Annotated in this window: 16 protein-coding genes, 2 pseudogenes and 1 other annotated feature; of the genes and pseudogenes, 5 read left to right on the top strand and 13 right to left on the bottom strand. The window is 38.1% G+C overall.

Going from position 1 to position 12,637, the window contains the following annotated elements; all coding sequences use genetic code 11:
• Positions 1 to 191: 191 nt before the first annotated feature.
• Both HT679_RS02190 and HT679_RS02195 read right to left on the bottom strand, forming a co-directional pair.
• The gene (locus HT679_RS02190) at positions 192 to 467 is read right to left on the bottom strand and encodes an HU family DNA-binding protein (RefSeq protein ID WP_001284639.1); all 276 of its coding nucleotides are present in this window, start codon (positions 465 to 467) and stop codon (positions 192 to 194) included.
• A gap of 106 nt (positions 468 to 573) precedes the next feature.
• On the bottom strand, positions 574 to 1,413 hold the full coding sequence (locus tag HT679_RS02195; RefSeq protein ID WP_173212661.1) for a DegV family protein: 840 nt from the start codon (positions 1,411 to 1,413) through the stop codon (positions 574 to 576).
• A 141-nt stretch (positions 1,414 to 1,554) separates the two neighbouring features.
• On the opposite strand from HT679_RS02195, the gene HT679_RS02200 reads away from it, so the two are divergent.
• Complete coding sequence (locus HT679_RS02200; RefSeq protein WP_000592068.1) at positions 1,555 to 2,403, top strand: YitT family protein; 849 nt, start codon at positions 1,555 to 1,557, stop codon at positions 2,401 to 2,403.
• Positions 2,404 to 2,490: 87 nt separating this feature from the next.
• On the opposite strand, the gene HT679_RS02205 is transcribed toward HT679_RS02200, so the two are convergent.
• On the bottom strand, positions 2,491 to 3,408 hold the full coding sequence (locus tag HT679_RS02205) for a bifunctional riboflavin kinase/FAD synthetase (RefSeq protein WP_173212663.1): 918 nt from the start codon (positions 3,406 to 3,408) through the stop codon (positions 2,491 to 2,493).
• 492 nt (positions 3,409 to 3,900) lie between these two features.
• Here HT679_RS02205 and HT679_RS02210 point away from each other — a divergent pair.
• Positions 3,901 to 4,038: pseudogene (locus HT679_RS02210) on the top strand (TIGR03943 family protein); the annotation flags it as partial.
• A 219-nt stretch (positions 4,039 to 4,257) separates the two neighbouring features.
• Here HT679_RS02210 and rpmA read toward each other — a convergent pair.
• The 4 genes from rpmA to HT679_RS02230 all read right to left on the bottom strand — a co-directional run bounded on the left by rpmA (position 4,258) and on the right by HT679_RS02230 (position 6,117).
• Positions 4,258 to 4,551, bottom strand: a complete 294-nt coding sequence (gene rpmA / locus HT679_RS02215; protein ID WP_000916509.1) for a 50S ribosomal protein L27 — start codon at positions 4,549 to 4,551, stop codon at positions 4,258 to 4,260.
• A gap of 16 nt (positions 4,552 to 4,567) precedes the next feature.
• Complete coding sequence (locus tag HT679_RS02220) at positions 4,568 to 4,912, bottom strand: ribosomal-processing cysteine protease Prp (protein WP_000613699.1); 345 nt, start codon at positions 4,910 to 4,912, stop codon at positions 4,568 to 4,570.
• Between the two features lie 15 nt (positions 4,913 to 4,927).
• Complete coding sequence (gene rplU, locus HT679_RS02225; protein WP_000109141.1) at positions 4,928 to 5,242, bottom strand: 50S ribosomal protein L21; 315 nt, start codon at positions 5,240 to 5,242, stop codon at positions 4,928 to 4,930.
• A gap of 36 nt (positions 5,243 to 5,278) precedes the next feature.
• Positions 5,279 to 5,366, bottom strand: a sequence feature (ribosomal protein L21 leader region).
• A gap of 64 nt (positions 5,367 to 5,430) precedes the next feature.
• Positions 5,431 to 6,117, bottom strand: a complete 687-nt coding sequence (locus tag HT679_RS02230) for a YoaK family protein (RefSeq protein WP_175880196.1) — start codon at positions 6,115 to 6,117, stop codon at positions 5,431 to 5,433.
• A 413-nt stretch (positions 6,118 to 6,530) separates the two neighbouring features.
• On the opposite strand from HT679_RS02230, the gene HT679_RS02235 reads away from it, so the two are divergent.
• Entirely contained in the window at positions 6,531 to 6,830 is a 300-nt protein-coding gene (locus HT679_RS02235) for a YbaB/EbfC family nucleoid-associated protein (protein WP_000981526.1), read from the top strand.
• Between the two features lie 450 nt (positions 6,831 to 7,280).
• Here the strand turns inward: HT679_RS02235 and pta are convergent, their stop codons facing one another.
• From pta to HT679_RS02255, 4 genes are read right to left on the bottom strand one after another with little or no spacing between them, the layout of a single operon-like run.
• Complete coding sequence (pta, locus tag HT679_RS02240; protein ID WP_173212665.1) at positions 7,281 to 8,255, bottom strand: phosphate acetyltransferase; 975 nt, start codon at positions 8,253 to 8,255, stop codon at positions 7,281 to 7,283.
• Between the two features lie 42 nt (positions 8,256 to 8,297).
• Positions 8,298 to 9,194, bottom strand: a complete 897-nt coding sequence (locus tag HT679_RS02245) for an RluA family pseudouridine synthase (protein ID WP_173212666.1) — start codon at positions 9,192 to 9,194, stop codon at positions 8,298 to 8,300.
• On the bottom strand, positions 9,191 to 10,009 hold the full coding sequence (locus tag HT679_RS02250; RefSeq protein ID WP_000799049.1) for an NAD kinase: 819 nt from the start codon (positions 10,007 to 10,009) through the stop codon (positions 9,191 to 9,193). The genes HT679_RS02245 and HT679_RS02250 overlap by 4 nt, the downstream gene beginning before the upstream one ends.
• Entirely contained in the window at positions 9,993 to 10,664 is a 672-nt protein-coding gene (locus tag HT679_RS02255; protein ID WP_173212668.1) for a GTP pyrophosphokinase family protein, read from the bottom strand. Before HT679_RS02255 ends, HT679_RS02250 begins: the two co-directional genes overlap by 17 nt.
• A gap of 405 nt (positions 10,665 to 11,069) precedes the next feature.
• Between HT679_RS02255 and HT679_RS02260 the strand changes: the two genes are divergently transcribed.
• Both HT679_RS02260 and HT679_RS02265 read left to right on the top strand, forming a co-directional pair.
• On the top strand, positions 11,070 to 11,219 hold the full coding sequence (locus HT679_RS02260) for a hypothetical protein (protein WP_162489709.1): 150 nt from the start codon (positions 11,070 to 11,072) through the stop codon (positions 11,217 to 11,219).
• Between the two features lie 141 nt (positions 11,220 to 11,360).
• On the top strand, positions 11,361 to 11,540 hold the full coding sequence (locus HT679_RS02265) for a hypothetical protein (RefSeq protein WP_023937752.1): 180 nt from the start codon (positions 11,361 to 11,363) through the stop codon (positions 11,538 to 11,540).
• 349 nt (positions 11,541 to 11,889) lie between these two features.
• Here HT679_RS02265 and HT679_RS02270 read toward each other — a convergent pair whose 3' ends face one another.
• The gene (locus tag HT679_RS02270; protein ID WP_173212670.1) at positions 11,890 to 12,270 is read right to left on the bottom strand and encodes a PBECR2 nuclease fold domain-containing protein; all 381 of its coding nucleotides are present in this window, start codon (positions 12,268 to 12,270) and stop codon (positions 11,890 to 11,892) included.
• Between the two features lie 37 nt (positions 12,271 to 12,307).
• Positions 12,308 to 12,637 (bottom strand): annotated as a pseudogene (locus tag HT679_RS02275) (autolysin); the annotation flags it as partial.

The raw sequence follows: 12,637 nt of genomic DNA on the forward strand, positions 1-12,637 counted from the left end.
TAAAACGGTCTATCCCCAGACCATTTTAATCCGCTACCTCACGATAGTCAGGCTTGGGAATCGCTATTGGGTTCACCGGTAGCAGGTGCCCACCGAGGACTTACACCTCAGATATACGACATGCCTATCGTACGTAAAAAGCCTACTGCCCAAGCTAGAAAGCTTGATACAATAGGCTTTTCAAAGGCTGATTATTTAACAGCGTCTTTAAGAGCTTTACCAGCTTTGAATGCTGGAACTTTAGAAGCTGCAATTGTCATTTCTTTACCAGTTTGTGGGTTGCGACCTTTACGTTCTGCACGCTCACGAACTTCAAAGTTACCAAAACCGATCAATTGAACTTTTTCACCAGCTGCAAGATAGTCAGCTACTGCTGCAAATACAGCTTCAACTGCTGCTGCTGAGTCTTTCTTAGTCAATTCTGTAGCTTCTGCTACTTTAGCGATCAAATCTTGTTTGTTTGCCATGTTAACGATTCCTCCAAATAATTTCTAATTAACAAATATAATCATATCCTAAAATCCCTTTTAGGTCAAGTTAAAAACGCTATTTCTTCCCATTTTATTTATTTTTTTAGGAGTGATAACGTACCAAAATAGCCCAAGCATTCTCACCTGTGTGCGTTTGAATAATGGAACCCGTTTCCAAAACAGAAATTGGCTGTTCAACATAAGCTTGTAAGCTTTCTTTCATCTCTTTTGCCCAATCAGCACTACCAGAATATGAAATTCCAATCTCTGCTACAGAACGTTCAGAGAGAGATGTTGTCAACTCATCTAACCATTTTTTAAAGGTTTTAGCTCCACGACCTTTAACCATTGGCTGCAATTCATGGTCTTTCATTTGCATGACAACACGGATATTAAGAAGAGAACTCAACAATCCAGTTACACGGCCAATTCGTCCACCTTTAACAAGATTTTCCAAAGTCGAAACACCAATATAGAGTTCTGTGTGGTTTTTAACCTCTTCTATGCGAGTTAAAATTTCCTCCAACTCTTTGCCTTCTTGCGCTAATTTTGCAGCCTCAACAACTTGGAATTTCAAGGCTTGGTCAGTGAAGGAACTGTCAATAACTGTCACGTCGGCAGTAGATAGGCTGGCACCTTGGCGTGCTGCTTCTACAGTACCAGAAAGGGCATGGGACATATGAATAGCAAGAATCTGACTACCATCCTTGCATAGGTCTTCAAAAACTTCAGCGAAGACACCTACAGGTGGTTGACTTGTCTTAGGAAGATTCTTACTTTCTTGCATCAAGTGAAGAAATTTACCTTCTTCTTTCAAATCAGCATCAGAATAAACAACATTATCAATCATTACAGATAATGGAACAATTGTAATATCTAATTGCTTTACTAGTTCTGGTTCAATAGTAACAGATGAATCGGTTACAATCTTAATTTTTGTCATAGTATCAATCTTTCTATTTTAGGATTCAGATTGGTTTTCTTACTTCTAATTATATCAAAAAAAGATTAAAAATCCTAATGGAGTCACTCAAATTTTCCTTAAAAATTTGATATAATCTACTTATAAGAAAAGAGGTGTCCTATGATTAAAAAAATTTACCCCATTTTAACCATTTTATTAGGAGCTGCTATTTATGCTTTTGGGCTGACTTATTTTGTAGTTCCTCATCATCTCTTTGAAGGAGGGGCGACAGGTATTACCCTCATCACCTTTTATCTTTTTAAAATCCCTGTTTCGCTCATGAACTTGCTGATTAACATTCCCCTTTTCATCCTAGCTTGGAAAATATTTGGAGCCAAATCCCTCTATTCTAGTTTGCTAGGAACCTTATCTTTGTCTGCCTGGTTGGCTTTTTTTGAGCGTATTCCTCTTCATATTGACCTTCAAGGTGATTTACTGATCACAGCCCTTATAGCAGGAATCCTATTGGGAATTGGCCTTGGAATTATTTTTAATGCTGGAGGTACAACTGGCGGAACTGATATTCTAGCTCGTATTCTCAACAAATACACTCATATATCAATGGGGAAACTACTTTTTATCTTAGATTTTTGTATTCTCATGCTCATTCTCCTAATCTTCAAGGACTTGAGATTGGTTTCCTACACGCTCTTATTTGATTTTATCGTTTCGCGTGTCATTGATTTGATTGGAGAAGGTGGCTATGCTGGTAAAGGTTTTATGATTATCACAAAACGTCCTGACCAACTTGCTAAGGCGATTAATGATGACCTAGGAAGAGGCGTTACTTTTATTTCTGGTCAAGGCTACTATAGTCAAAAAGATTTGAAAATTATCTACTGTATTGTCGGTAGAAATGAGATTGTGAAAATGAAGGAAATGATTCATCGAATCGATCCTCAAGCCTTTATAACTATTACAGAAGCCCACGAAATCCTTGGAGAAGGATTTACCTTTGAAAAAGAATAAAAAGAGGTAATGTCGTGACCTCAAAAGTTAGACTACATCATCTATCTTTTGGGTTACAGACAACCTCTTTTTTGTTTTCTAAAACGCTCAAGACCAATTTCGAGCTACTTCTTCATCAGCCTTTAACCGATCCACTAATTGGTCAACAGAATCAAATTTTGTCATATCTCGAATGCGATCAAGCCAATAAACCATGACGGTTTCCCCATAAATATCTTGATTAAAATCAAAAATATTGACTTCAAAACGTGCTTCTTCTCCATCAAAGGTCACGTTTTTCCCGACACTAGCCATAGCACGATACTTCTGTCTTTGAATCTCAACATCAACGACATAAACGCCATCTGCTGGCATATAAGTACGGTCTAAAAGCACTAAATTAGCTGTTGGATAACCAATCGTACGACCACGAGCATTACCATGAACCACCATACCTCTTGATGGAAGCGGTGCCCCCAAAAGTTCTCCTGCTTCTTTCACATTTCCATCTAAAATAGCTTGACGGATACGAGTTGAACTAATCTTTCCTTTCTCATCTTCTACAGGTGGAACGATAATGACTTCTCCATCAAAGTAATCCTTTAAGTCTTCTGCCGTTTTTTGGTCAGCACCAAATGTATAATCAAAACCTGCAACAATAATTTTGGCATTCATAGCCTTGATATAAGTTGCAAAAAATTCTTCTGCCGTGAGACTAGCGAATTGACTACTAAAATCAAGGAGATATAATTCTTCTACGCCTTCACGCTTTAGTTTCCTCTCACGTTCAGCAGGGTTCAAAATATGCAAAAACAGATCAGGATGATAAGGCTCTAAAGCAATCTTTGGTGATTCATTAAAGGTCATAACCACGATAGGCAATAAATCCTTTCTCGCAGCCTTATTGGCAACACGAAATAATTCTTGATGCCCCTTGTGTATACCATCAAAATAGCCGAGAACAACGACTGAATCAGATGGTGTGCCAATATCTTTTTGGTTTTTTATAGGAATAGTAATAATCATAAAATAATTATATCATAGCGATAGCTATTTCTGGAACAGAAAATCTGAAATGTCGTTTTTTTCACCTGAAGTGTAGCTGTTTTCAAAAAGCACTTCACTCGATTGTTGCTTAACTATGAACTTTGCAATATTCTTCTCAAAAACTTGTAGAACATCTTCAAAATTTTGAAAGGAGTGATTAGACTTGTTCAGTAACCATAAAGTGTCATACTATGCTTATGTATGAAAAAGCAATGCAACTAACTCCTGAGAACTTTAAATTACTAATTGGTGTCGAAAAGGTAGAATTTAGAATCGAGGTACACCTATGGCTGTAAAATTTACAAAATGAGACAACTTGGGCAAGATATTTGAAGAGTTTCCTAAACTCCCTGATTTGAAGCAAGTCACTTTCCCTGATGACAAAGAAAAAAGCCAAAGCAGAAAAGAAAAACTAGATGACTGCTTTTCAACAACTCCCATCCAGTGTGCTTCAGATTGGAGCTATTTTTCTCTCCGTCTGTTAGCTTGGATTCTCAGACAGTTTCAGTTAAAGAATATCATTTTCCCTTATCAGAAGGAACGAATCAAGCTATTCAGACAAGTGAAGGGACGACAAGCCAATATTTGAAACCAAATACCAGTTCTTATAGTCAATTGAAATAAAATCTGAAGAAATAGAGTAGGAAACTCAAATCAATTTTTAACAGTGTTCTATTCCAGATTCAATCCACTATACATATTAAAAAGTATGGATACCAAAACAAAAAACAGGCTCTCCGAAAACTCGGAAAGCCTTATTTAATGCTACTTCTAGCTTCCTCGCCTTTACATTTCAAGGCTCGGGATAAAAAGGTTCACTGGACCTTTTTATTTAGCGATTGGGTAAACAGAAACTTGTTTTTTATCGCGTCCTTTACGTTCAAAGCGTACTACGCCTTCAACTTTAGCGAACAAAGTATCGTCTCCACCACGTCCAACGTTTACACCTGGGTAGATGTGTGTACCACGTTGACGGTAAAGGATTGATCCACCTGTTACAGTTTGTCCGTCAGCTGCTTTAGCTCCAAGACGTTTCGCTTGTGAATCACGTCCGTTTGATGTAGAACCTCCACCTTTTTTGTGGGCGAAAAGTTGCAAGTTGTTAAGAGTCATTTTTAACATAATGTTTTCCTCCGTGTTAGTTTTCTGTGATAACTCTGGTTTGGACGAACTCAGAAGAGTTCTCCGATAAGTTTGCCATACCTAAGAAAAATGATTCAAAGAATAACTGGGTCATTTCTCTCTGGTGTGAAGGAAGATCTTTTGGTATTTCAACCATCAGATAACCACCTTCATCTTCGTTTAATTCTAGGATTGGTTCATAGCCTGCAAATTTCTCAATAGAATTGATAAAGTTAATGGCAAGCGTAGAAACCGATGCACACACGACATCTAAGCCGTATTCGCCACTCTCGGCGTGTCCAGTAATTTCCGCACTCCTCAGCTCGCCATCTTCGGCTCTCTCAAAGACTGCCTGTATCATGTGTTCTCCTTAAAATTAAGCGTTAATTGCGTTGATGACAACTTTAGTATATGGTTGACGGTGACCTTGTTTACGGTGGCTACCTTTTTTAGGTTTGTACTTGTAAGTAACAACTTTCTTTTGTTTTCCTTGTTTTTCAACAGTTCCAACTACAGTAGCTCCAGCAACAAGTGGAGTTCCGACAACAGTGTTTTCACCACCAACAAGAACAACTTCGTTAAAAGTAACTTCTTGACCAGCTTCAACGTTCAATTTTTCAACGTAAACTGCTTGACCAACTTCAACTTTAACTTGTTTTCCGCCAGTTTTGATAATTGCGTATGTGCTCATTATGCACCTCCTATGATTTTTATGGGTTTCCCCGATTTTTTTGTGAAGACTCGCCTAGCATCGTGGGACGAACCACTTAAACTTGAATAATCAAGCAACGATGTTCGTGCGGTTGCACAGGATCGTGCATAGTCAACTCTTCAAGTATAGCATATCTCCTATTTTCTTACAAGTAATAACACCTAAAATCAAGCTTTTTCTTTTACTTTTTTCTGCCAAGAGGCAAAAAGCATGCTAAGGTAAAAAATACTCATCATAATAGGAACACCAAGAATAGTCTTTTCATGATAGAAAATCGTCAAATAGGCTGAAAAGACAACACCAAGGACAAAACTACTAAGCAGGCTAACAAATATGAACCCTTCACGCAAAAAAGGAGTGTGCTTGGTTCGGAAATAATCCCCAAAAGCCAGCATTGTTCGTTTGATATTCCCTGTCATAAAGGCATTATTGTAAGCAATACCCGAAACCTCACCAAAGGCAGTTGTCACCAAGCCCATACAAAAGGCTAAGGGCGGTACTAGATAGATATTATCTACAGTTTGCGGCACAAAACCAATAATGATTGATAGTATTGCCAAAGGAATCAGTGACAGAATCGGTTTTTTTACAATTCTCAATTTTTCCTTATAAATGGTTAGTAAAAAAACTCCCAGCATAAATGCTATTAAAGTTAAAAGCTTATCCCTAACATCCGAAACATTATTCTGTATTAGCTCTACCGAAAGAAAGACAACATTTCCTGTTTGTCCAGCTACAAGGGTATTCCCGCGAACAATAAAAGTGTAAGCATCTACATATCCAGCACAAAACGTCAAAAAAAGTGCTAACCTTTTAGACTGACGTGATATTTTTCTTATAGGTAATAACCTCATTTTCCCTCCCATTGTATTTTCTCTTAGAATATTGTACCATTTTCTTTCTAAAAAATCGTAGGCTACCATTTAGATTTTACTATTAGCATAAAAATAATAATAGACAACTATTTATCCAAAAATAGATAGAGGTAACATGTTTGTAAACAAAGCATACGAACCTTTAGTAAAATCATTTCCATGAAACTAGAATAGAGCCCCTCTTAGCAAAAATCATTATTTTAATTTATTTCTAATCACTCCTTGATATAAATAACTCTCACCAATAAAAGACTATGTCTTAAAAAAATGGTATAATAAAATCAGTACTTGGGCTTGATGGCTATGCTACTAATAACAATTAGGAGAGAAAATCAGGCACTTGTTAACAACAAGGATTATCCCCTTGAAACGAAAGGAATCTTAAAAATCTTATGATGAACATGCAAAACATGATGCGTCAAGCACAAAAACTTCAAAAACAAATGGAACAAAGCCAGGCCGAACTTGCTGCCATGCAATTTGTTGGCAAATCTGCTCAAGATCTTGTCCAAGCGACCTTAACTGGAGATAAGAAAGTTGTCAGCATTGATTTCAATCCAGCTGTCGTTGATCCAGAGGACCTTGAAACTCTTTCTGATATGACCGTTCAAGCCATCAACTCTGCTCTTGAACAAATCGATGAAACTACCAAGAAAAAACTGGGTGCTTTCGCTGGGAAATTGCCATTCTAAAAACAAGGAGCTAGAACAATACTTGTCGATAACAAAGGCTAAGAAAGGTGCAAAAATTATAAAAAACGCATAATAGCAGGTGTACAAAAAACACTCAATATTATGCGTTTTCTCATGAAAAAATTCTCTTTTCATACTCATTTAATACTCTTCAAAAATCAAATTCAAACTATATCAGCGTCGGCTTGTCGTACTCAAGTACTTCCTGCGCCTAGCTTTCTAGTTTGCTCTTTGATTTTTATTGAGTATAAAATCCAAAAGGGAATTTATCGTTTTACGGACATGTATATTACAGATTTCTATAGGTCGTATATAGACAGGATATCATCGCTTGGAAGTTGTCCTTTTTGACACCAATCAGTAATTTAGTTCTCAGGAGTTAATGGCAGTGCTTTTCGTACATAGTTTCATAACTACAGTATAGCATAGTATATCGCTTTATAGTTTTCACTATTGATGAACTGCTTGAGCTGCTGTGATAAGGGTTAAATTGTAAACATCTTCTGCACTACATCCACGTGAAAGGTCATTAACCGGCTTATTCAAACCTTGTAAAACAGGTCCCACAGCTGAGAAACCACCGAGACGTTCTGCAATCTTGTAACCGATATTTCCAGCTTCGATACTTGGGAAAATAAATACAGTTGCTTGTCCAGCCACTTTACTTCCTGGAGCTTTTAAAGCTGCCGTTTCAGGGTGGAAGGCAGCGTCAAATTGCAATTCCCCATCTATTTCAAGATCTGGGCGTAGTTCATGCGCACGTTGTGTAGCTGCTACTACCTTATCAACGTTCTCACCAAAACCAGAACCTTTACTTGAGTAACTTAACATAGCAATTTTTGGTTCTATACCAAACATTTTCGCAGTGATTGCTGAATTAATTGCAATTTCAGCCAAGGCATCTGCATCAGGATTGATATTGATAGCACAGTCACCAAATAGGTAACGTTCTGAACCACGAGTCATTAGGAAGGCACCTGAAGTACGAGTAACATTAGGACGAGTTTTTATGATTTGAAGGGCTGGACGAACTGTTGCAGCAGTTGAGTGAAGTGCACCTGAAACCATACCGTCAACCAAGCCCATATATACTAACATTACACCAAAGTAGTTAACGTCTTCACGTAAGAGTCTAGCAGCTTCTTCTTCTGTTATCTTACCATTTCGACGTTCAACGAGCGCAGCAACCATTTCTTCAAACTTAGCGTAGTGGTCAGGATCGATGACTTCATAACCCTCGTGAATCCCTTCAATTTCAAGGTAAATTTTAATTTTTTCTGGTTTACCAAGCAAGACTGGAATAACATCTGTTTCTTTTACCAAGCGTTTCGTAGCTTGAAGAATACGAGGTTCTTTTCCTTCAGGTAGAACGATGCGGACATTTTTACCAACTAGGTTGGCTCTTAGACTTTCAAAAACTTCCATGAGTTTTCTCCTTTAAAATAATAAATTATACTCTAATATTTTTTATTGAGTATTAGTTGATAACTGTTTAATAAGGTTACTGAAATCATCCGGCAAGGGACTTTCTAACTGCAAATCTTGCTCTAAAAATGGATGATAAAAGGATAGGTAATGGCAATGCAGAGCCTGACGTTGGATGCCGTCGTCCAGACTACCACCATACAAGTCATCTCCCAACAAAGGAAAACCAATATGAGAAAAATGGACTCGGATTTGGTGGGTTCGACCAGTATGCAAGCGAATATCGACCAAGTGAATATTTCCATAGGAAGCGACAATCTTATATGATGTATGGGCATACTTTCCACCTTTAGCTACTCTTCTAGTGATAATAGAGTCTTCATCACGCGCAATCGGAGCAATAATTTCCCCCTCTGACTCCAAATATCCATCTCCTTTAACGAGGGCAAAGTAGCGTTTTTCAATGGACTTCTTCTGCAACTGCTTGTCTAATCGTGCGTGGGCATAGCCGTGCTTGGCGAAGAGCATCAAGCCAGAAGTGTCCCTATCAAGTCTGGTCACAATGTGAACCTGCTGATTTTCATAATTTTGCTTGACATAGTAACCCTTAATAAAATTGGCAATGGTATTAGAGTGATTGACACTAGGAATAGAAGCCACTCCATAGGGTTTATTTAAGACTAGAAAATGGTCATCCTCATAGAGAATATCCAGTGGGCGCTCGATTGCTTCTAGAGTTTCAAAGCCTTCCTCAGCGGGAATGTCAATGGTAACGCGGTCTCCAAGATCCAATAGATAGGTTGCATTTTGTGGTTGGTCATTGACCAGAATAGCTCCACCACGAAATTTAATCTTGGCCAGCAATCCCTTAGAAACCTCGTGCTTTTTTAAGAAGGTCTTAACCTTGACATGTTCATCTGCGATAAATTCAAACCTCATTCGTCCACCTCGCCGATAAAGGCATCCTTAACGCGGTTCCAGAAACTGGTATGGCTAGGAGTCGCGACAAAGTGAATCTTATGATGATCAATTTGATACTCGATTCGCTCGATACTACGAAAAGAATAGACACTATTGTCAACCGAAATGGTGTGGTAATCATTTCTTGTTGGAATGAGTTCAATCTTATCCTTCTTAGGAACAATAATGGAAGAGCCCAGCGTTCGATAGACACGATTATTAAGGCTGGCAATTTCCGTTAATTGCAAAGCTTCAATGGTAGGATGTAAAACAGCACCACCAAGAGACTTGTTATAGGCAGTACTACCAGTCGGTGTCGAAACTGTTAGCCCGTCTCCACGAAAACGTTCAAAGGGAACACCATTGATGACAATATCTGCCACCATGGTTCGATCAGACCTGCGAATGCTGGCTTCGTTGAGGGCACGAAAAATCTTGACCTCTCCATTTCCAAGAAAAACCTTCACATTTAGAACAGGGTAAGAAACCCTTGCTCCGGTATCTAGCTGCAAATTGGTCATTAACTTATCCAACTCAAAATCACGATAATCGGTATAAAAGCCCAGATGTCCTGTATGAAGACCGATAAAGCGTACCTTATCAAGTTGGTCTTCGTACTTATGAAAGGCCGACAAGAGCATGCCATCTCCACCAATGGAAATGACAATGTCCGGACTGCTATCATTGAGTATAAACTGATTTCTCTTCAAACGATCTCGCAATTCATACAAAACCCTTTGACTCTGCGGTTTTCTATTGGCTATCAGATCAATTCGCTTACCTGTATTCTTCATCTGTATCGTCACTATTTCCTACACCGTCATTTAATTTTCTACTCAAAGGATCAAAAAGAGCCTGAGCTTCTTGGATATCATCTCGAATTTTACCCATTTCTTCATCCAACTGATGGGCGATTCTAGCTGTAATTTCCAGTCGCTTCTTAATCTCCTCTGGGAAATCCCCTTGGTACTTGTAGTTGAGAGAATGTTCTATCGTTGCCCAGAAATTCATGGCCAAGGTACGTATTTGAATTTCTGCCAAAATAGTTTTGGCTCCATTGATGGTGTCAACCATATATTCTACTACCACATGATAGGAACGGTAGCCTGATGCTTTTCTATGAGTAATGTAATCTCGCTCCTGTATGATTCGCATATCCTGACGCTTACGCAAAATCTCCACCACTTCTCGGACGTCATCTACAAACTGAACCATCACACGTAAGCCAGCAATATCCTGCAAATCGTGTTCCAAGGTCGCATAAGTAATGCCACGACGAGCCATTTTTTCCTTGATACTTTCAATTGGCTTGACTCGACCGGTCACAAACTCAATCGGAGAATGCTTATTTTGCTTACGATATTGCTTACGAATACCACGTAGTTTAATCTTTAACTCACCAACAGCTTGAATGTAAGGATCTAGAAATTCTTCCCATTCTAAGGTCATATATTCTCCCTTGTTCTCATATTATCCGTCAAAAATATCTTTGATTTTTTCTCCAGATTCATATACAATAAATACAATGCTTATTATACCATAAGTGAAAAACGTTTACAAATAGTTATCATCACTTGTAAATAGTTGAGTTTTTACTTATTTTTCGTTAAAATCATTTACACTAATTTCCATCGTTTTTTTAAATCGTATTCATCTTCGTATTCATTTTTACAATCATCTTTGCCCGTATAGTTGAGAAGGTTTCAATTTACTTCTAATAGTTTACAAATAGAAAACTGTGATTACTCACGGTCTTTTTTTAAAAAATAAAATAAAAAAACTCCATCAAAACTCTTGACTTTCTCGGTATACCGTGATATAATATAATCAAGATAAGGAAAGGGGGTGATGAAGTTGAACAAAGAAGATTGGCTTAGGTTACTTGAAAAGGCAATAGACAATATTCCTGAAACAGTAACTGCTATCGCAAGTCTAGTGACCGCAATAACGGTCGCAAGGCAAAACAAAAAGCGTAAACCGAAATCCCGCAAAAGAAAAAGGTAAACGCTAAGAGGTTGGGGCGAAAGCCCCTCACACCTCTATTTTATCAAATGGAACGAGGAAATGCAATGGTTAGTGCAATAGCTATTTTTATAATTGCAATTAATGTATACATTTATCTAAAAAACAAAAAGGACAAATAAGATGAGAAAAGTTATTCAAGAATTGTTAGACAGTTCGATGTCTACATCTGCTATTTCGCAAGGCGCTGGAGTTCCATGGACTACCGTTTCTGACCTCAGAAAAGGAAAAACAAGTATGGACAAAATGGCACTTCTCACAGCGGAAAAACTTTATGAATTTGCTACAACTGATAAGCAGTGATTTCGGTCACTGTTTTTTTATTTTTAACAAAACACCGTTTTTGACAATAATACCCTGCCATTACTCCTCCCTATTCTTCAAGAAAACGCTTTTTTGAACAATAGGACTTCTATTTTAGTTTCTAATTGTTCAAAATGCCTGTTTTTGCAAAATAAAAAACCGCAAGCCTGAGCCTGCGGTTGGTGTAATCTATTTTGAAATTTTTAAACAAAAAAGGAGCATTTAAGCTCCCTCCTTTGAAATAACGGACACTTGGCTGGTCGGTGTACCCAGCATCTCAGATACCTTTTTCAAGGTGCGGCAGGAACCTTTCTGCCCTCAAATGTCTTTCGTTAATGTTATTCTAGCACTAACTGCTTTTTTTGTCAAGTTTTCTCAATCTACCAGACTTGATACGACTTTGTAACTTGAAATCTTGCAAGCGATACATGGTCGGAACATAAAAGAAATCGCCACTTTTATGTAACTTTATGGCAACGAGAACATTATCATCAAATCTTTTCACATATTCAAAACTAGCGTCTTTCTCTCGCGGATTGACTCCAACAAAATCTGGATTTCTTAGTATGAGTTCCAAGTCTTCAATATGATGGATCACATCATTATGATGGCGTTTCAACATATGGCTTCTCAAACCTTCTTTGTTGACCTTGATTTCACTTGCTTCAAGAACAATATTAAAAATTTCTTTTACTTCATCGGTAACCTGACCGATTTTTTCGTGATTCATAATTCCCTCCGTTATTTCATAACCATTATATCACATTTTATTTTGTCGTAATTAAGCCATCTGGCTCTACTGTGAACTCTGGCTTGTTTGCCATCGTTCCGTCTGGTTTGAGGTAGTACCAGCCTGTTCCGTCTGCGGACTGGACGAAGGCGTTTGATACCATGGCACCTTCTTTACCGTCTAAGTAGTACCAAGTCTCCTTGTACTTGACCCAACCCATCTTCATGGCACCCTCTGTGTCAAAATAATACCACTTGTCAGCGATTTTCTTCCAGCCTGTAGCCATTTCACCTGACTGGTCAAACCAGTACCAGTTGCTGTCTGAGTGCTTCTTCCAGCGGTCTGCAAGCATGTAGCATGAGCAGTC

The sequence above is a fragment of the Streptococcus sp. 4886 genome (assembly GCF_013276485.1).
Lineage (GTDB): Bacteria > Bacillota > Bacilli > Lactobacillales > Streptococcaceae > Streptococcus.